Consider the following 20,103-nt stretch of genomic DNA (forward strand, 5'->3'; position numbering starts at 1 on the left):
ATTATAACAATATCCGTATTCAAACAAAATTAAACAGCCAGTCTCCGGTAAAATACCGTAAACTGGCTGTACAATAAGGTGTTTTCTTATTGTCTTAAAAAAGACAGGCAGTGCCTTACCTAGTGAGATGATGTTCTTTTTATTTTGTCAGTGCCACGATAAACTCATCGCGATCAGCTTCCTCTTGCAAGACACTATCTACGAGCATTGCACCATGTCTAACGTTCGTCATATCACGATCAACTAAAAATTGAACATTAATCTTTTCATTTTTATTGTTGATCGGGCATTCTCCTTCAAACTCCACAACATCTTGACCCTTTTGTGTTTCGAAGTACACCCAATACGGATTTTCACATGACGAAGCAAATGCTTTTTCTATTGATTGACTACTATCTTCTACTGAATAGTTTTTAACATATGTAATATATTCATTTTCGGTAATATCTTTTTGTGGCCCGTAAAAGTACCAAAAAATACCTATAATGCCAATTGGCACAATCCAAAGTATATTACGTTTACTTAATTTCCCCATGTAATCATCTCCCTTTATAGTTGTATTTTATCATCATAGTACATATTTTCGCTAGCTTAATATAATATTTTCTAGTTAAATCTTCTATTTTGTTGGACATGGAATGGGCGGGATGTTTGCGTTATAATAAGGGAAACGTTTGTTCTTAGAAGGGGGAAGGAATTTGCGAGCATTATTAATAGCTGAGAAGCCGTCTTTAATGCGTGATATAGAGAGAGTAGCGAAAAAAATGAGCCTACCCTTTACGATTGATTTTGCGTCATTTGTTGGACATGTCGTCGAGCTAAAAGAACCACATGAATATAAAGCTGAATGGAAGAAGTGGGATTTGGCGTTACTGCCGATGGTGCCACAGCGTTTTGAGTTTCGTGTGAAAAAAACGGCGTACAAAGTATATGAGGATATTGCAGGGAAATTAAAAAATAATCACTATGATTTTGTCATTAATGCTTGTGATGCGGGGATGGAAGGGGAAAACATTTTTTATTCGTTCTATAAAAAAGTAGGTTGCCAACTTCCAGTGAAGCGTTTTTGGACGTCACAAACGACAGATGCTGGTATTCGTCAAGCGTTAGGTAATTTGCTCGATGAAAGAGATCCACTTATTCGTAATTTGCGCAATGCTGCAATGTATCGTACGGTTTTTGACTGGTTGATTGGGCTTAATTTGACGAGGGCTGCAACGGTGAAAGGTGGGCGTACAGTAAAGGTGGGGCGTGTCATGACACCGACATTAGCGATTGTTGTGCAGCGAGAACTAGAAATTCGAAACTTTGTGCCACAGCCTTATTTTCAAATTGCGGCACATTTTGAAGGTTTTTCGGCACTATGGGTAGATAGCACGCGGAGGGTAAACCGAGTGGAGACAAAGTCACAGGCTGAGGCTATTTGGCAGAAGCTTGGTCCTATTGCAAGTGTGGATGATTTAAACACCGAGCGTAAGACTATTTTTGCACCGTCGTTACACTCTTTACTAGAATTACAAAAAGAGGCGAATAAGTTCTATGGAATAACGTCGGCCAATACGTTAAAAATTGCGCAAAGCTTATACGAGAAAAAACTCATAACCTATCCACGTACAGAGTCAAAGCACTTGCCGACGAATTTTGCAGTGGGCATTGACAAACATTTGCAAGCACTTGGTGCATTACCGGAGTATACAAATGTGGTAACAGGATTACGTGAGAACTCAGGACATATTCAAAAAGTTATGCATTCGAAACGCTATGTAGATGACAAAAAATTGACCGATCACCATGCGATTACGGTCACGGATACAGTGCCAAAGCTAGAAAAACTAAATCCACTTGAGCAAAAGGTTTATCATTTAATCGCTAAAAGATTGCTTGCTATTTTTATGCCGCCGTATGTGCTGGATAAAACGGTGATGTTTTTATCGTCAAATGGTGAGTGCTTAAAAGCTAGTGGCAATATGGTTGTGGATAAAGGCTTTACGGTATTGTACGAGACACATCGTAAAAGAGAAGAACTGCCGTTACCACTACTTACAAAGGGGCAGGAGATACCACTGCTCGGAAAGGAAATACTTTCGAAAATGACAGAGCCACCTGCTCGTTATACGGATAGTTCGTTACTCGATGCAATGTTTCATGCGGGGCGTTTTGTCGAGGACAAAGCTTTGCAAGCTAGTTTAAAAGATGCAGAGGGTATAGGGACATCAGCAACACGAGCAGAAATTTTAGAGAAGCTCATTACCATTGGGATGATTGCGCGTGAGAAAAAATCCTTTGTAGCGACGCAATTTGGCATTGATGTTATTGCTAGTTTGCAAGGGCATGATGTTGTATCGCCAGTACTAACCGCTGTCTGGAGTAAAAAGCTCAAGGACATAGTCGATGGTACGCTATCTTCATCGGCATTTTATCAAGAAATGCTTGCTTATATTGATGAAACGACAGCGAGTCTGAAGGCGTTAGAGATGGCGGTTGCGGAGAAAGAAATCGTCAAGGTAGGGCGCTGTCTTGAATGTAGTGGTGATGTTGTTGAAGGATTTAAAGGCTATAGCTGTTCGAATAAAGGGTGTAAATTTTTCATCGCCAAGGTCATTATGAAGGGCAAAATTACACCAACTGATGCGAAAAAGCTATTGCTCGGAAAAGAAACTCGTGAAATACGCTTTACGTGGAAAAGCGGAAAAAAGGGTAAGGCAAAACTTAAATTAGAAGATGGAAAACTGGCATTTGTTTTTGCCAATACAAATCAAAATGGAAAGAGCTAAAAAAGGTTGATTGCATCGCCAATCAATCTTTTTTTTGAGACTAGGAAGATGGCAAAAATATATCAGCATGAACGACAACTAGAAAAAGAAATAAAAAAATTAACAAGGAGAAGATTTTTACATCGACTTATATCTGTCTTAGGTGTTCTAGTCGTTGTTTTCATTCAGTGGCATTGGGAAAAAGTGATATGGACAATAATTGCTGCGGCACTTGTTGCTTTATACATGTGTCGTCAATCGACATTGAAAAATCAGCTTGGCAAGGTGACAGCTGGTCTCGCAGGTGAAGACAAGGCCCTTCGATTACTCGAAGAGCTACCAAATACATACTCAGTATTTCCAGATGTGCTTGTAGTAAGTGGGCGTAAGGAAAGTCAATTAGATACGATTGTCGTTGGACCAAGTGGTGTATTTGTAGTAGAGGTGAAAAATTACGCTGGCGTTATTGAAGGTGATGCAGGTGATCAGAGGCTACGACAAATAAAGCATCGTACTGGTGAGACAACCTTTTACAATCCAGTTAAACAGGTGACAACACATGCGTATCGATTACATGAATTTTTGAGACACCATCAAATGGACATATGGGTGCAAGGAGCGGTGTATTTTACAAATGAATCGGCGAAAGTGAATGTTGTAAATAGCACAAACACCCCGATTTTTTCAGCGTATACTAATGAAAGTAAGCGTTTACTTATTTATATAGAAGAAACAGAAGGGCAAGAGATTTCAAAACGTGAGCAAAAAGCGATTGAAAAGTTACTACAAAGCATTTTGGGGTAGAAAGCAAGTGAAGTTGGCTTGCTTTTCTCTTGCAGCCTAAAAATTCTCTTATTAGAAAGCTGTTTCAAGCAAAGATTCTCCCGATTATGTGAGATGAATGAAAAAATATAATAAAAACCTTAACTATTTCACATGAAATCCGTATAATAAACAAAATGGTGCGAATATTTACCATTATTCAAAATTAAATTGCGCGAATTTTTGAAATTGTATTGACGTGGAGAATGATAATTTGTACACTGTGTACAATCAATTGTTTTTTCGGGAAACACACTTATTTTAAAAAGTTAGGATTTGATGAATATGATCGTATGTAAATTTGGTGGAACATCAGTAGCAAGTGCTGAACAAATTCAAAAAGTGGCGGGTATTGTAAAAGCAAATCCGGCACGTAAAATCGTAGCCGTATCAGCACCTGGGAAACGCTCAAGTGCCGATATAAAAGTAACAGATTTACTCATTGATTTAGCTGAGGCAGCTCTCAATAATGAGGATACAGATTCAAAGGTACAAACAGTTGTGAATCGATATAAGTCGATTACTGATGATTTAAATTTAGATAATACAATTTGTGATGTGATCGCAAACGATTTACGCGAACGCGTGCAAGGGGACAAAGCAAATAGAGAATTATTCGTAGATAGCATAAAAGCGTCTGGTGAGGACAATAACGCAAAGTTAATCGCGGCTTACTTTAGCTCCATTGGTATGCCAGCGCGGTACGTAAGTCCAAAAGAAGGCTTAGTCGTAAATGACTTACCAGAGCGTACATTTGCACTACCAGAAGCATATGAAAACCTAGCTTCTCTTAAACATACAGAAGAAATCATTGTGTTCCCAGGTTTCTTTGGCTATACAAAGGCAGGCGTATTACGCACATTTGACCGTGGGGGCTCGGATATTACAGGCTCCATTTTAGCGGCAGCTGTTGAAGCTGAGCTTTATGAAAACTTTACAGATGTAGATTGCGTATTCTCAGCAAATCCAAAAGTTGTTAATGATCCGGTGGAAATTAAAGAAATCACATATCGCGAAATGCGCGAATTATCCTATGCAGGTTTTTCTGTTTTCCATGATGAAGCATTAATGCCTGTTTATAAGATTGGGGTGCCGGTTAATATTAAAAACACAAATAATCCTTCTGCTCCAGGTACGCGTATCGTGCCAACTCGACTAACATCGGGTCGTCCAGTGACAGGGATTTCTGCTGATAGTGGCTTTTCAACTTTATATGTTTCAAAATATTTGATGAACCGTGAAGTTGGCTTTGGACGTAAGCTATTGCATATTTTAGAAGATGAAAATATTTCATATGAACACACACCATCAGGACTAGATGATATATCAGTGATTATGCGTTCAAATCAGCTAACACCAGAAATTGAAGAACGTATTGTGTCTCGAGTGAAAAATGAATTACATGCTGATGATGTACAGATGCGTCATGGCTTCTCAATGATCGTGATTGTTGGAGAAGGTATGCGTAATAATACAGGTCTAGCAGCACGTGCAGCAACTGCTATTTCAAGAACAGGTGCAAATATTGAAATGATTAACCAAGGATCATCAGAAGTTAGCTTAGTATTTGGCGTATTACAAGAATTTGAAAACCAAATTTTACAAGCTCTTTATGGAGAGTTTTTTGCACCTGTAAATGCATAGACAAATGACACTAATTCAGCCATCTTGGGTTGGATTAGTGTTTTCTTTTTCGCTAGAATAAGGTAGAATCGATGGCAGAGAGTTAGGGGGAACAAAAGTGAATAAATTAGCATTTGGCATGGGTCTATCGGTAATCGGTATATTATTTGTCTGTTTAACGATTATGGATATACTGCCAGCATCTACAAAAACGATGAAGTTTGTTTATATCGGCATAGGCTGGGCATTTATCATTGCGGGATCAGTTGTTCGTTTTAAAAACTTAAAATCGAAGCAACAATAGGAATAAGGAGGTGTCTTAATAGAAAAGATATCTCCTATTTATATAGTGCGGAAAGGTTCGGGTAGTGAAAATATCCCTAATTTATGTTATGTTATTAGTATAAAAGTAGGGATTTTTATCTAAATAACATTGTTTTTTACGCTATTGTTATGTTACAATTTCGAATAAATGAATATTTAAATAATAGTTTTATTCTTATATTGCTTGAAAAAGAATTCACTAGTTCAAGTAAACCATGTATTTACATAATTATATGAACGAGGCAAATTCTGTTAGGCAGGAATTTGTTTTTTTGTTTTAGGAGGGCGAAATAATGGTTGTGCTTCAAAAGGAACATGTCAAAATTACTGACCAATATGTAGCCTTACAGATGGAAAAGCCATTAAAAGTAGTATCATCGGCAATGCATAACCCAGGCTTTGGGTATTATGCTAATTTTATTAATCGATCAGTGTCCTATAAATATGATGAGCGGCATCCGCATGAAGAGCTAAAGCGATTTTTAGAAGAAGAAGGTTTTAAAGCTTCAGAAACAGTCGCGATGATGACAGCGGTCTTTGCGAGCTACGCAACAGTTCGGGAGTTTGACTATGAAGGTATTCGCATTGTTGTAATGATTACAGCAGGGCTTGGAAATGCTGTTGATATTACACGAGCTTTTCATCGGCAGGAGCAGTATCATGCAGGTACCATCAATACTTGGGTACTGATCAATGGACAGTTATCGGACGAGGCATTGTTTCAGGCAATGATTTCGACAACTGAAGCGAAGGTCAAGGCACTATTCGATGAAGAGATAGTAGATCCGACTACGGGTACACTAGCAACTGGAACATCAACAGATAGTTTACTGATTGCGTCGACTGAAGAGGGTGATTATCACCAATATGCGGGGCCGATTACGATGCTTGGCAAAGTTATTGGTCATGGTGTTTATGAAACGATGCGAGAAGCAATTCAAAAATATAAAAAAGATAAAGAGGAGAATCCACTATGATTGCACTGATGATCGCCTGTATCATCGGGCTAGTATTTGATTTAGTTGTAGGGGATCCACCAAAATTGCCACATCCGGTACGATGGGTAGGAAAACTGATACAATCACAAACTGAGTTATGGAATAAAGGCAAAATGCTTAAAACGCGAGGCATGATTATGGCACTTGCAGTTGTGGGTACGACAATGTTTGTTGTGACAGCAATTTTACTTGTTAGCTATAATGTTAGCTTTATGTTTGGCATTATTGTGGAAGGACTATTAATCGGTATAGGTTTGGCACAACGTAGTTTGAAAGAGGCAGCGATGGCTGTGTACGAACCACTAGTAAAAGGTGATCTCTCAGAGGCACGTGTTAAGCTATCATGGATTGTCGGACGTGATACAGAAAAACTTGACGAGGATGAAATTGTGCGTGGTGTCGTGGAAACAGTATCAGAAAATACGAGCGATGGAGTAACAGCGCCATTATTTTATGCATTTTTATTTGGCGCAGTCGGTTTATGGGGCTATAAGGCAGTTAATACACTAGACTCAATGATTGGCTATAAAAATGAAACGTATAAGGACTTTGGCATGTTTGCGGCAAAGCTAGATGATGTGTTGAACTTTGTACCAAGCCGTATAACAGGGCTACTAATGGTACTCGGTACGAAAAATGAAACAAAGGTGTCACTTGGCCAGCGTTTGAAAATTTGGTTGCGGGACGCGAAAAAGCATCCAAGTCCAAATAGCGGCTATTTAGAAGCAGCAACAGCTGTACAATTAGGTGTACAGCTGGGCGGCAAAAATTCATATCAAGGTATTGAATCTTTTCGAGCGACAATGGGAGAGAAATTGGTCCCATTAACGAAGGAGCATATTGCAACAGCTGTCATTCATATGCGTGTGGCGACCTTACTCTTTACGCTCGTGATGTTAGCAGTGGAGGTGCTTATTCTTGCAATTGCCTAATCACGGAGCAAATCCGCAAAATGTGTATGGTCAGCTTGGGCTGGCTATGCCAACAGATGTTTATGATTTTAGTGAAAACGTAAATTGTGCGGGACCCCCTCCATTTGTTGAGGCACGTTGGCGTACATTTTATCCATTAATACAGCGCTATCCTGACCCGGATGGGGAACCATTTTTATCGAAAGTAGCATCTTTTCATGGGGTATCTAAAGATTCAGTGTTACTTGGAAATGGCGCATCAGAATTGTTTAGCGTACTGGCAAGAAGATATGAAAATAAACGAGTAATTGTCATTCATCCAACGTTTGCTGAATACGAACGGACGTTAAAGGCGGCAAATGCGGACGTTGTATCAGTTATTGTTGAGGATGTTTTACAATATGCTTTGCCGATGGACCGTTTATTCGCGGAAATGGTGGAGGCAGATGCATTAATCATTTGTACACCAAATAATCCGACTGGTGTTTTACCTAAAATGAGTGAATTGACGGAATTAATTGCACATGGGGCGAAGGTTCAGTGTGATCTTATCTTTGATGAAGCGTTTATAGATTGGGTGAGCGAAGATTTTTCGTTAATCGATAGCGTCGTGGAAAATCGTCATGTCATCGTCGTACGTTCAATGACAAAAATGTACGCAATACCTGGATTACGCCTTGGTTATTTAGTGGCATGTCCGGAAATTGTGGCAACACTTAAGGACATGCTACCACATTGGAATTTAAATGCCTTTGCACTAGTAATAGGTGCAGGCTGTTTAGATGAAAAAGATTATTGCACCAATGCTATAGCGCATGCAACTACACAACGACATTGGTTACATGAATTTTTAATAAAGCATGGTTGTCAAGTTACGAACAGTGTAACAAACTACGTATGCTTTTCGTTACCGCAGTCAAATGATCCAGATGATTTTTTTACGTATTGTTTGGCGAAAGGTATTGTCTTACGGCATACGAAGAATTTTAAAGGGCTTGACGGAAGATGGTTCCGAGTGGGGATGAAGGACATTACAGCTATGTCCCGTTTACATAGCTGTTTAGAGGAATGGTTTAATACAAATAAGCAAGGGTGAGATAAATGACAATGTTCTATCTTGTTAGACATGGGGAAACTGTTTGGAATAAAGAACATCGGTTGCAGGGATGGCTTGATTCACCACTATCATCTGATGGTATCCTGAATGCCAAAAAATTAGGTGAACAATTAAAGAATGTGCAGTTTGCAGCGGCATTCTGTAGTTCAAGTGAGCGTGCAAAGGAAACTTTATCTTATTTAGTTCACGATAATAATTTGCCAATTCATTATGAAGATGATTTGCGTGAAATTAATTTAGGTAATTGGCAAGGTAAGACAATTGAGGAAATACTTAAGCATGATCGTTACGAGTATGAAGTGTATACAGATTATCCAGCACAATTTATAGCCACTCATACAGAAAGCTTTGGTGCAGTAACGGAGCGCGCGATGTATGTATTAAAGAATATCGCCAATCAATATCCTGATGGTAAAATTCTACTTGTGTCTCATGGTGTAACGATTAAATGTATCGTGAATGCTATTTTAGGTAGAAGTATTAAACAATTATGGGCACCACCAACGATTGAGGACACAAGTGTTACAATTGTGGATGTAGTAAACGATCAATGGAAAGTAAAAGAAATCGGCAGTACATTACATTTACAATAAGGAGGCGTTAGAACATGCCACTTATTTTTATAACAGGTGGGGTACGCAGCGGCAAATCTCATTTTGCCGAACAGGCTGCAGTAGCTCAATATCAAAACGAGCCGTTACGAGAAAAACGGCTCGTTTATGTTGCTTCTGGCGTGGCGACAGACAAAGAAATGGAAAAACGTATTATACGGCATAGAGAGGATCGTCTAGCACAGGGGGTAACATGGAACACAATCGAGGCACCTTATGATGTTAGTATTGCTTTTAGTCAGTTAGTTGCAGGCGATGTTGTCCTATGGGACTGTGTTACAACGTGGCTAACGAATGCATTTTATGAAGGTTTCGATACAGGGACACCATGTGTAGAAAAGCCCGGCTGCTTAGAGGAGAAATTAAGCTTAATGCAAGAATCGATTGTGACGTTACTGGGAAAAAAGGTGACGCTTTTTGTCGTGTCCAATGAATTATTCGATGAGCCACCTTACACGAGTGAAGAGGTCGAATTGTATCGCCAAATGCTCGGGAAATTACATCAATGGTTCGTTTTTGTAGCAAATGATGCATATGAAATGAATTATGGTATCGTAAAGAAATGGAAATAAGTAGGTTGCTTCAAGGCGATTTCGAGTCGCTCAATATGGAGAGTAGGTCGCTCAAGTTTGGTGCCGAGTCGCTCAACATGGGGAGAAGTTCGCTCAAGGTTAGTGCCAAGTCGCTCAACATGGGGAGAAGTTCGCTCAAGGTTAGCACCGAGTCGCTCAACATGGGGAGTAGGTCGCTCAAGGTTAGTGCCGAGTCGCTCAACATGAGGAGTAGGTCGCTCAAGGTTAGTGCCAAGTCGCTCAACATGTGAGGAAGATCGCTCATGTTTAGTGCCAAGTCGCTCAACATGGGGAGTAGGTCGCTCAAGGTTAGTGCCGAATCGCTCAACATGTGAGGAAGATCGCTCATGTTTAGTGCCAAGTCGCTCAACATGGGGAGTAGGTCGCTCAAGGTTAGTGTCGATTCGCTCAACATTCGACGATTTTATCTATATAAGTTTATCAAAAATAAAGATGGTTACAAAAAAAGAAAGAGGGCAAAGCGTTGAAAAATATATGGCATAGCGTGTTACTCGCATTTCAGTTTTTTACAGTCTTGCCTGTACATAAAGAAATTCCGCTGACGAAAACAACGATTACCGGTATGTTTGCCTTTTTACCGTGGGTTGGTGCCATTATGGGAAGTCTTGTGGCTGCAAGTATTTACGGATTAACGGAGTGGACGGCAAGTAGCGAAGTGCTTCTAGCTTTTGTAGTTGTAGGATTATTTGCGTTCTTTACGGGAGGTCTCCATTTGGATGGTTTTATCGATATGGGGGATGCGTATTTTTCGTATCGTGACCGAGAGAAGCGGCTTGAGATTTTAGATGACCCACGTGTTGGGGCATTCGGTGTTATGTCAGTGTTATTTTTAGTACTCGGAAAATTTGTGGTCCTCCATGAATTATTTGTTCAAGATAAGCTTGCGTTATGGTCATTGCTATTTATTCCACTCTTCACAAGAGTGGGTATGATTTTTTACTTTATTTCAATGAAGTGTTCTAAGGAGAAGGGGCTTGCGTACTTTTTTAGAACGCATATAAAACCAGGTGTACTTGTAGCTCTGATGGCTGTAACATTTACTATTGCGATTAGTGGCGTAGTTTATGTAACGGGTGGTATATTAGCACCTCTAGTTTTGCTGGTTGTTTTAGCCGTAGCACTTTTTGTGTTCCGTCAGTTTACACTACGTAATTTTGGCGGTGTATCTGGTGATTTACTCGGTGCTTTAATTGAAGGAATGGAGGTCGTGTTATGGGTGACGTTGTTACTGTGCGTATAATGCGACATGCGCCGACGAAAGAAAATCTTCAAAAACGTTATCTTGGCTGGACGGATTCACCTTTAGCGGATCCATCCGTACTCCCTATAGTGGACCAAAATGTGTCTAAGGTATATGGTAGTGATTTATTGCGCTGTCAGCAAACAGCTGCTCGTTATTTTCCGAATGCCATGTACATTCATGATGCTCGTTTTCGGGAATCTAATTTTGGCGAATTTGAAGGCAAAACATATGATGAATTAAAGTCAGACAAACGGTATTGTGCATGGTTAGATAATCCGGCCCTAAATTTCCCACCAAATGGTGAGGGTTTTGATGAGTTTAGTGCTCGCGTTGTTGAAGGGTTTCTAGCGTTGCCAAAAGAGGATCAAGACTATGTACTTGTTGTGCATGGTGGTGTAATTCGAGCATTATTAGTCCGATTCGCGCCAGAGGAAAAGCCATTCTGGTCATACGATGTGCCACATCACGTACTGTTCACGTTTACCTTTTCACAAAGGGCTTGGAAGGAGGGGGCGAGATGCATGTCTTTATCGGTGGTGCCTATAACGGGAAAACCGACTATGTACTGAAGGAGCTTAGTGGGCAAGATGTTTTGATCTCAGATGGTTTTTTACCTAAAAACGAACCAACTTGCGAAGCGTTAGTAATAAAAAATTTAGAAAAATGGCTTATAACACAAAATTTAGAAGAAGATGAGGTCCTTGTCGAACAAATTTTGACACGACTAAAGGCTCTTGAAGAAAAATGTGTACTGTATATAATTGTGACGGATATGGGACGCGGCGTTGTGCCATTGGAAAAACAAGCGAGGTTGCTCCGTGATACGTGTGGTCGTTTGTACCAGGCGTTATTTGCGGAAGCGGAGCAAGTTGTTCGTATTTGGTATGGCATTGGCGAGACGATAAAATAAAAAGAAAAGAGGAAATGGAAATGAATCGACAAAAAATAATGAACTTGACGCTAACAGCCATGGTAGCAGCCATTTGTGCTATTGGCGCTGTTATTAAAGTGCCGTCGCCTGTATCATCGGCGGCTCTAGACTCTGCACCTGCGTTTTTGAGTGTAGCGTTCTTATCACCCACTTTAGCTGGCGTAGCAGGGATGATTGGGCATTTTATTACGGCACTAACATCCGGATTCCCACTTGGGCCATTGCATCTTATTATTGCAGCTGAAATGTTTGTAGTAGTGTGGATATTTGGTATTATGCATAAAAAAGGTTTGAAATTTTGGAAATGGCCAGTGGCACTTGTTTTAAATGGTATCATTGCACCACTGCCTTTTTATTTCATCATTAGTCCGGCATTTTTCTGGGGAGCATTACCTGGTCTGTTCATGGCAACACTCATTAACTTAGTGATTGTCGCTGTAGCGATGCCAGTCATTTCGAAAGTTTTTGTACGAAAAGAAGGGCGAGTACATTGAGAAATGCAGTAAGAATTGGCGGCTTGATCGCAACAACAGATAATGCCGCGGCCATTGGTGAAAAACCGCAAGATATTGTGGCTGCACCTGACAAATTATCGGCATATTTAACGGCACGGGTAACATTTTTAGAGCAGCTCGCTGCTAATGCTATTCCTACACATATTTTACTTGCTAATTTTTCAGGGGATGAAGCATGGAATCACTATGTAGCAGGAATTGAGCAGGTATTTGATGAAATAGGTCTAGTTCGTCCACCCGTAGATGGTTCCTCTGAGTCAAATATGCCAACATTACAATCAGGCTTATCTATCACGATGATTGGTGAGATACAAAAGCGTGCCGCATATGAGCATAGTGAGCTAATTTGGTACACATACGGACTGCCACTTGTTGGTAATGAGGTGCTAGAGCAGCCTGAAAATGTTGCGCTGTTACAACCTATTTTTGATGCCTGGCATAAAGAAATTGTACAGCAAGTTTGGCCGGTTGGTTCAAAGGGACTTCAAGTTGAGTTTTCACGATTATTTGGTGGTAAAAAAGTAGAATGCTCACTAGATGTTGCAAAAACTGCAGGCCCATGTACTGTCATTTTACTCGGGTTGCATCCCGAAAAAGAGAAACTAGCCCAAAATATTTTCACAAGAAATTTTGAGAAATTGTGTATAACTACAGGTTAATTGGGCTTGCTTCGAGCAAAAGTAGTGGCTTGTAAACTACAAAGTGCAAAACACCTCTTGAAACATTAAACACAATATGTTAGATTTGTTTAGGAGTTAAAACACAATATATAGTATTTTGGACAAGCGGTACCATTATGGTTTAATAGGGAATTCGGAAATAGAGTCATCTAAAGCCGAAGCTGTCCCCGCAACTGTGAGTGCTGACAAATGATCAAAAAGCCACTGTGAAAAACGGGAAGGCGATCATTTGGCTAAAGGCACGAGCCAGGAGACCTGCCGTTACGTTCAAGACAGCAACACATTCTTCGGGGATTGAGAAGTGGAGGCGAGAGATTTGTCCACTTCTTTGTGTACATGTCCTTCATTTCCATTTCCGATTTTTATGCGACCACGCAACCGATACAGGTTGTGTGGTCGCTTTTTTGTGTGGCTGAAAGAAAGGGAGAGAGTATATGACGATTCAAATCGAACAGCAAATCGCTAAGTTAAAGAAAAAGTACACGGAGGATGAACTTGAAAGTTTTGTAAGGTTATCGGATCGTTGGCTACGAAAAAATGAGGACGCTACGTTTGAAGCGTGGGCAGATGCGATGATTTTACAAACGCTTAGCCTAATTGACGAAGAAGAACCGTACTGGACATTTGTCGCAGCACAGGTGTATTTAGAAAAATTATACGACCAATTTGCGAAACAACGTGGTATCGATGTGGAAGAGGTTTACAAATCATTCCCTGATCAGCTAGTGCGTTACACAGAAGCGGGTCTTTACCATGAAAATCTAACGACAAAATATAGCATGAAAGAATTAACGGAGCTGGCATCATATCTAGAGCCAAGCCGAGATGAACTGTTTACGTATATCGGTTTAAAAACATTGATGGACCGCTATGTTGTACGTGACTATACAAAAACACCAGTCGAATTACCGCAAGAACGTTGGATGGTAATTGCGATGACGCTTATGCAAGATGAAACAGAAAATCGCTTAGAGAAGGTACGTGAATCTTACTGGGCGATGAGTAATTTATTTATGACGGTTGCTACACCAACTTTATCAAATGCGGGGAAAACGCACGGGCAATTATCTAGCTGCTTTATCGATACAGTCGATGATAGCCTGCAAAGTATTTATGATACGAATACAGATGTGGCGACTTTATCGAAAAACGGTGGGGGCATTGGCGTGTATATGGGTAAAATCCGAAGCCGTGGTTCATCGATTAAAGGCTTTAAAGGTGCGTCGAGTGGTGTTCTACCATGGATCAAGCAGTTAAATAATACTGCTGTATCAGTCGATCAGCTGGGTCAGCGCCAAGGGGCAATTGCTGTGTATCTAGATATTTGGCATAAGGATATCTTTACGTTTTTAGATTTGCGTCTAAATAATGGGGACGAACGTTTACGTGCTCATGATATTTTCACGGGGCTGTGTTTGCCAGACTTGTTCATGGAAGCTGTAGAGGCACGCGAGGATTGGCATTTATTTGATCCGCATGAAGTGCGTGAAATTATGGGCTTTTCACTTGAGGATTTCTATGATGAGAAGAAAGGTGACGGTTCTTTCCGTGAGAAATACAATACATGTATCGCGAATCCGTTACTAAGTCGTGAAGTTGTACAGGCCATCGATATTATGAAGCGTATTATGCGCTCGCAGCTAGAAACAGGCGTGCCGTTTATGTTTTACCGCGATGAAGTAAATCGCATGAATCCGAATAAGCATGAGGGGATGATTTACAGCTCGAATTTGTGCACAGAGATTTTTCAAAATATGAGTCCAACTGAATTTGAGTCGATCACACTTGAAGATGATGTTATTGTGACACGTCGTAAGCCAGGGGACTTTGTTGTATGCAACCTATCATCAGTTAACTTAGGGAAGGCTGTACCTGCGGATGTGTTAGCACGACTTATCCCGATACAAGTACGTATGTTGGATAATGTTATTGCGCTCAATACAATTCCAGTCAAGCAAGCAGAACGTACGAATGCACGTTATCGTGGAATTGGGCTTGGTACGTTTGGTTGGCATCATATATTGGCGTTAAAATCGATTCAATGGGAGTCGGACGAGGCGGTTGACTATGCAGACAAGTTGTACGAAGAAATTGCCTATTTAACGATTCAAGCTTCCAATGCCTTAGCTAAAGAAAAGGGTTCGTATCCACTATTCGAGGGTTCGGATTGGCAAACGGGTGAGTACTTTGACAAGCGTGGCTATGACAGTGAAAAATGGACTAGATTACGAGCTGAAGTGGCAGCAAACGGCATGAGAAATGGCTACGTGATGGCCATTGCACCAAATTCATCGACATCAATTTTAGCAGGTAGTACGGCAACGATTGATCCAATTTTCCAAAAGAGCTATTCCGAGGAGAAAAAGGATTACAAAATTCCAGTAACGGTACCAGATTTATCGCCGGAAACAATTTGGTTCTATAAATCGGCGTACTTCATTGACCAAAACTGGACGATCAAGCAAAATGCTGCACGCGCTCGCCATATTGACCAAGGCATTTCATTGAATTTATATGTACAAAATACGATTAAGGCAAAAGATTTACTTGCACTGCATTTAAATGCTTGGGCAAGTGGTGTGAAAACGACGTATTATGTACGCTCAACGTCAGTGGAACTAATCGAATGTGAGTCTTGTGCTAGCTAGGAGGAATAACAAATGACAACAATTACAAAACGACAAATTATGGATAAAGAGGCGCCAAACCGTTCAACAGCGATTGTCAACGGGCGCTCTTCTAACATTTTAAACTGGGATGACGTACGCTTTAACTGGGCGTACCCAAAATATAAAAAAATGCTCGGAAACTTTTGGACACCGTTTGAAATTAATATGAGTAATGATATCAAGCAATTTGCGGAGTTATCAGTTGATGAGCAGGACTCTTTCTTGAAAATTATTGGCCTACTTGCTCTTTTAGATAGTGTGCAAACTGATTTTGCGGGCAAAGTAGCAGACTATTTAACAGATTCAAGTTTGAATGCATTGATGATCATTTTAGCGCAGCAAGAAGTGATTCATAATCACTCCTATTCGTATGTGCTATCAAGTATTGTGAATAAAGATGTACAGGATCGCACGTTTGACTTTTGGCGTACAGAGCCAGTACTAGAGCGTCGCAATGAATTTGTCTTTAAAGGCTATCATGCGTTTTCAGAGGAAGCGACAGTTGAAAATATGCTTGAGGCGATTGTCTATGACGTTATTTTAGAAGGGCTATTTTTCTACTCAGGCTTCGCGTTCTTCTACCATTTAGCACGCAATCAAAAGATGGTTGCTTCGTCGACGATGATTAACTATATTAATCGTGATGAACAGCTACATGTCGATTTATTCGTGAAAATTTACCGTGAGCTTTTGGCGGAGTATCCAGAGTATGATACGCCAGAGCGAGAAGCGCGTGTACAAGAAATTTTCCGTGAAGCAGTGCAGCTAGAAGTTGATTGGGCAAATGAGGTCATCGGTGATAAGATTGACGGTTTAGATGTTGAGGATGTTCATGATTACGTGCATTTCTATGCAAACGTCCGTTGCAATCAATTAGGCTATGAGCGTCCATTTGATGGCTACCGTAAAAATCCATTGAAATGGGTGAAAGCATATGAGGACGTTGATCTTGGCAAAACAGACTTCTTCGAGCAACGTTCACGCCAATATGTGAAGGTCAATGTGGAAGATAACGGCTTTGATGATTTGTAATAGTTTTAGATGTTAGTTAGAAAAGTATAAAGCTATGTCAGCTAAATAGCAGACATAACTTTCTACTTTTTATTGTTTTAGCAGCTTCCTTCGGTTTCAAATGACTGTCATGATAAAAAAATTAATTATTATTTGAAAATTTAACCTAATTTTAACCTTCGCAGTATATTATGTGGATGAAAAACCAGTAAATATATCTGCGGAGGCGAGAAATATGGTAAAAAATAAGTTATTTATTTCTACAGTAGCGGCGGCAGTAGCTTCAACTTGTGTTGTACCTGTAGGAATGGACATGGCAGTAGAGGCAGCAACGCCTAAATTTGTGGACGTGTCGGAAAGCAATAGTCATTATGCAGCAATTATGGAATTAGCAAGCCGTGGCATTATCCAGGGCTACAAGGACTGCACTTATGCACCAGAAAAGCAAGTGACACGTGGACAAGCTGCAAAAATGATTGCAGGAATTTTAGGATTAGCTACAGGAAATGGCGCAAATGTTGGCTTCCGTGATGTATCGCCACAAAATGAATATGCAGGGGCGATTGCAGCACTTAAACAAGCAGGCATTATAGATGGGTATGGTGACGGCACTTTCCGTCCGAACGAATCTATTAAACGAAATCATATGGCAAAAATAATTACGCGTGCCCTTGGTTTACAAGGGTCTGGATCTGTTGAATTACCATTTACAGATCTACAAAGTGATTATAAAGAGGCAATTAGTGCTTTGTTTGAATACGGTATTACAACGGGTACAACAGCTACGACGTTTGGTGGAGAGGCTTTTGTAACAAGGGGACAACTTGCGTCATTTATCATTAGAGCGGAAAAGGCAGTGCAAGCAGTACAACCCCAACAACATGAGCAGGAGAATCCAAGCGCAAAAATAGTAGAAGCGAGTATTACAATTAAAGACATCGAAAAGAACAAAGTGAAAGCCGAGGATCAGGAATGGACGATTGGTGATAATGTTCAAGCGATGCTGAATGAAGGAAATGCTGCGGCATTAGAAGGTGCACAAATAGATGTTATCCTCGTAGATGGGGAAATTGCGGATTTGTTATTTATTGAATTGAATACATCTGGACAACAAGGGGCAAATGTTATATTGAATGGTGGCAACACAACATTTGCTGGCAATATCACAGTCAATGCAGATTTTATCGAACTGAAAAATATGATCGTTACTGAAAATGTTGTATTGACAGATCGAGCAAAAACAAATGTTGCAATCAATCAGGTAGAGGTAAAAGGTGAGTTGATTATCCAGGAGAGAGCCCCTATCGTTACAGCTTCGCTTACAAATGTAGCAACCAATTTTTTTGTAACAGGAGGGCTAACTCTGAGCGTTCAAAGTGGTATGCTAGGTGGCATAGTGGCTGCTGGTCCAGCAACTATCAACTCGGATAGACAAATACCACAGGCAGTTATTTTTCCTACTAGCCAGATTATTATAAATGCACCTAGTGTAGGTGTAGTAGATTTGTATCCAGGGCAAAGTTCTGAAGTATCGGGAACAGCAACGATTGGTAATATGATAGTTCGATCTCCTGAAGACCTACAAAGGCTATCCCTTCAGATACTTAATCAACAACAGAGAATGTTAATGGACCAGCAAGAGTTACTGCAGAACCCTATTCGAATACAACAGAATCAGCAAATGCTAGACGATTTAAGAAAAATGATGGAATTTATAGGGCAGCAACAAGAACAGGCACAACAACAGATTCGACCGGTTGGTAACCTACCAATATCAAATATCAATATTGGAGGTTCTTTAAATATAAACAATCTACTCGTAGGTACTCCTCAAGCTAATATTAGACTACAGCCGGCAGTGAGGATTACTAATGTTAGAGCTACCACTCCTCTAGAACAATTGCGCAGTATGATAGGCGCTCAACCTGGACAAATTACGAATTTTATAACATCTGCTAATACACAAGTACCATATAATACACCACCATCAAATAATTCGGAAGATAGCGGTTCGGGTGGTGGTAGTAGCTCTGGAGTTGGCACAGATACGGTCGTTACTAACACGGATTTAATGCGTCTACAGCAGGCAATTAAAGAGGCAAAATCGGGATTAGTAGAAGTTTCAGCAGACGGCTCAGATATTACGATGTCTCGTCAATGGACGACAGCAGAAGTGAGAGTTAATTTTAGTGAAGTATTAGAAGAAGCAGAAAGAATTGCTACTAAAGTAAATGTGACTAATACAGAAGCTTTGACAGCCTACAACAAACTAATAGTAGCAAAGCGTGACTATGATGCGGCCAAACAAAAAGGCACAATGGAGCTCTCAACAGAGAGTCTTGAAAACTATATTACAATGGCGCAGATTAAGTTGGCGGAGTTTGAAGATGCCATTCAGCGTGGAGATATAGTCATTTCCGACAATGGCCAGGATATTTCACAAGCGAACCAGTGGCTACCTAGATATGTCAAAGACGCATTTGCTACTACAATTGCAGATGCAGAAAAAATGCTAACGAATGCCAAGTCAGGTAACTCATCAACTGCAAACCGTAATGCAAAGTACTTGTTAGCATCTATTACTGATATGAAAATCTTACTAGCAAATACAACTTTATCTCAAGCAGTCATTGACAACATGGCAGAAAAATTAAAAAAACTTATGAATATCGATCCACTTAATGGTTTAAAAGAAGTAACAGCTGTGCGAAGCTTATTAGCAGGTAAACAAATTACAGTACCTCATCATGAAATCACAAATCACTCCAGAATATTTGAAGAGATTAAAAATCTTATTAGAGAGCAAGACTATCCACTGACAGAAGATCAACTTGAAATCAATGGATATCAAGTGACCGTCACTTTACATGAAGCGATAGCTTATCTAAATCCGGAGACATTTGAACTTACTGAATTGATCCCAGCAATCACAGCGCAAGTGACAATCATTCCGGAAATTACGATTACAGCAACAACACTTACACCAAATGGTTTAGTACTAACCGCTTCTGAGGGTGTTACTTTGGAAGTTGGCGAAGTCTTAAATTTTACAATAAATGAGAATGTCATTGAAGGAACAGTTGCAGAAAATCTAATGGGTAATCAAATACGTATTGAAATTGGAGCTAACGGAATTCAGTTTGGTAACATCATTACAGCTATATCGAATGAAAAATATAAAATTAACTTACCAAATGAACAATTAACCGTCGTGGAAGAATAAATATGCAACATTTGGTGTTTAACAAAAATTATCCAGTCTTTCATTCGTAAAGCTTCCGCTATAATTGCTTGAAGCTTGG

The 20,103-nt window shown here is 40.1% G+C and carries 19 protein-coding genes and 1 riboswitch; of the genes, 18 read left to right on the top strand and 1 reads right to left on the bottom strand.

The features are described 5' to 3' along the window. Positions 1 to 139: 139 nt before the first annotated feature. Complete coding sequence (locus tag ACIQ2D_RS13535) at positions 140 to 535, bottom strand: glucosamine 6-phosphate synthetase (RefSeq protein WP_402864825.1); 396 nt, start codon at positions 533 to 535, stop codon at positions 140 to 142. A gap of 163 nt (positions 536 to 698) precedes the next feature. Between ACIQ2D_RS13535 and ACIQ2D_RS13540 the strand changes: the two genes are divergently transcribed. From ACIQ2D_RS13540 to ACIQ2D_RS13625, 18 genes are all read left to right on the top strand, one after another. Further along, positions 699 to 2,774 carry a DNA topoisomerase gene (locus ACIQ2D_RS13540; protein WP_402864826.1) on the top strand — a complete coding sequence of 692 codons (2,076 nt, stop codon included), beginning with the start codon at positions 699 to 701 and terminating at the stop codon, positions 2,772 to 2,774. A gap of 48 nt (positions 2,775 to 2,822) precedes the next feature. After that, positions 2,823 to 3,557 carry a nuclease-related domain-containing protein gene (locus tag ACIQ2D_RS13545; RefSeq protein WP_402864828.1) on the top strand — a complete coding sequence of 245 codons (735 nt, stop codon included), beginning with the start codon at positions 2,823 to 2,825 and terminating at the stop codon, positions 3,555 to 3,557. Between the two features lie 303 nt (positions 3,558 to 3,860). Then, positions 3,861 to 5,219, top strand: a complete 1,359-nt coding sequence (locus tag ACIQ2D_RS13550) for an aspartate kinase (protein WP_402864830.1) — start codon at positions 3,861 to 3,863, stop codon at positions 5,217 to 5,219. A gap of 97 nt (positions 5,220 to 5,316) precedes the next feature. Further along, positions 5,317 to 5,502, top strand: coding sequence for a hypothetical protein (locus ACIQ2D_RS13555; RefSeq protein WP_402864832.1), 186 nt, complete (start codon positions 5,317 to 5,319; stop codon positions 5,500 to 5,502). A 313-nt stretch (positions 5,503 to 5,815) separates the two neighbouring features. Further along, positions 5,816 to 6,499: an adenosylcobinamide amidohydrolase gene (locus ACIQ2D_RS13560; protein ID WP_402864834.1), complete on the top strand. Its 684-nt coding sequence runs from the start codon at positions 5,816 to 5,818 to the stop codon at positions 6,497 to 6,499. Next, complete coding sequence (gene cbiB, locus ACIQ2D_RS13565) at positions 6,496 to 7,452, top strand: adenosylcobinamide-phosphate synthase CbiB (protein ID WP_402864836.1); 957 nt, start codon at positions 6,496 to 6,498, stop codon at positions 7,450 to 7,452. The genes ACIQ2D_RS13560 and cbiB overlap by 4 nt, the downstream gene beginning before the upstream one ends. Then, positions 7,439 to 8,527, top strand: coding sequence for a pyridoxal phosphate-dependent aminotransferase (locus ACIQ2D_RS13570; protein WP_402864837.1), 1,089 nt, complete (start codon positions 7,439 to 7,441; stop codon positions 8,525 to 8,527). Before cbiB ends, ACIQ2D_RS13570 begins: the two co-directional genes overlap by 14 nt. 5 nt (positions 8,528 to 8,532) lie before the next feature. Next, a complete protein-coding gene (locus ACIQ2D_RS13575) occupies positions 8,533 to 9,141 on the top strand; it encodes a histidine phosphatase family protein (protein WP_402864839.1) in 609 nt (202 codons plus the stop codon). A 14-nt stretch (positions 9,142 to 9,155) separates the two neighbouring features. After that, complete coding sequence (locus ACIQ2D_RS13580) at positions 9,156 to 9,731, top strand: bifunctional adenosylcobinamide kinase/adenosylcobinamide-phosphate guanylyltransferase (RefSeq protein ID WP_402864841.1); 576 nt, start codon at positions 9,156 to 9,158, stop codon at positions 9,729 to 9,731. Positions 9,732 to 9,959: 228 nt separating this feature from the next. Further along, on the top strand, positions 9,960 to 10,235 hold the full coding sequence (locus ACIQ2D_RS13585) for a hypothetical protein (RefSeq protein ID WP_402864843.1): 276 nt from the start codon (positions 9,960 to 9,962) through the stop codon (positions 10,233 to 10,235). Next, the gene (gene cobS, locus ACIQ2D_RS13590; RefSeq protein ID WP_402864845.1) at positions 10,216 to 10,992 is read left to right on the top strand and encodes an adenosylcobinamide-GDP ribazoletransferase; all 777 of its coding nucleotides are present in this window, start codon (positions 10,216 to 10,218) and stop codon (positions 10,990 to 10,992) included. The genes ACIQ2D_RS13585 and cobS overlap by 20 nt, the downstream gene beginning before the upstream one ends. Then, the gene (locus ACIQ2D_RS13595; protein WP_402864847.1) at positions 10,965 to 11,564 is read left to right on the top strand and encodes a histidine phosphatase family protein; all 600 of its coding nucleotides are present in this window, start codon (positions 10,965 to 10,967) and stop codon (positions 11,562 to 11,564) included. Before cobS ends, ACIQ2D_RS13595 begins: the two co-directional genes overlap by 28 nt. Beyond that, positions 11,513 to 11,905, top strand: a complete 393-nt coding sequence (locus ACIQ2D_RS13600) for a bifunctional adenosylcobinamide kinase/adenosylcobinamide-phosphate guanylyltransferase (RefSeq protein ID WP_402864849.1) — start codon at positions 11,513 to 11,515, stop codon at positions 11,903 to 11,905. Before ACIQ2D_RS13595 ends, ACIQ2D_RS13600 begins: the two co-directional genes overlap by 52 nt. 20 nt (positions 11,906 to 11,925) lie before the next feature. Next, complete coding sequence (locus ACIQ2D_RS13605) at positions 11,926 to 12,420, top strand: ECF transporter S component (protein ID WP_402864850.1); 495 nt, start codon at positions 11,926 to 11,928, stop codon at positions 12,418 to 12,420. Beyond that, positions 12,417 to 13,100 carry a hypothetical protein gene (locus ACIQ2D_RS13610; RefSeq protein ID WP_402864852.1) on the top strand — a complete coding sequence of 228 codons (684 nt, stop codon included), beginning with the start codon at positions 12,417 to 12,419 and terminating at the stop codon, positions 13,098 to 13,100. The genes ACIQ2D_RS13605 and ACIQ2D_RS13610 overlap by 4 nt, the downstream gene beginning before the upstream one ends. Positions 13,101 to 13,210: 110 nt before the next feature. Beyond that, positions 13,211 to 13,399: riboswitch (cobalamin riboswitch) on the top strand. 156 nt (positions 13,400 to 13,555) lie between these two features. After that, positions 13,556 to 15,769 (top strand): ribonucleoside-diphosphate reductase subunit alpha, encoded by a 2,214-nt coding sequence (locus tag ACIQ2D_RS13615; protein ID WP_402864854.1) that lies wholly within the window; start codon positions 13,556 to 13,558, stop codon positions 15,767 to 15,769. A 12-nt stretch (positions 15,770 to 15,781) separates the two neighbouring features. Then, entirely contained in the window at positions 15,782 to 16,822 is a 1,041-nt protein-coding gene (locus ACIQ2D_RS13620; RefSeq protein ID WP_402864856.1) for a ribonucleotide-diphosphate reductase subunit beta, read from the top strand. Positions 16,823 to 17,036: 214 nt separating this feature from the next. Next, positions 17,037 to 20,024: an S-layer homology domain-containing protein gene (locus ACIQ2D_RS13625; protein WP_402864858.1), complete on the top strand. Its 2,988-nt coding sequence runs from the start codon at positions 17,037 to 17,039 to the stop codon at positions 20,022 to 20,024. Positions 20,025 to 20,103 lie beyond the last annotated feature (79 nt).

The organism is Lysinibacillus sp. NPDC097287 (assembly GCF_044761695.1).
In the GTDB taxonomy this organism is placed as follows: Bacteria; Bacillota; Bacilli; order Bacillales_A; family Planococcaceae; genus Lysinibacillus.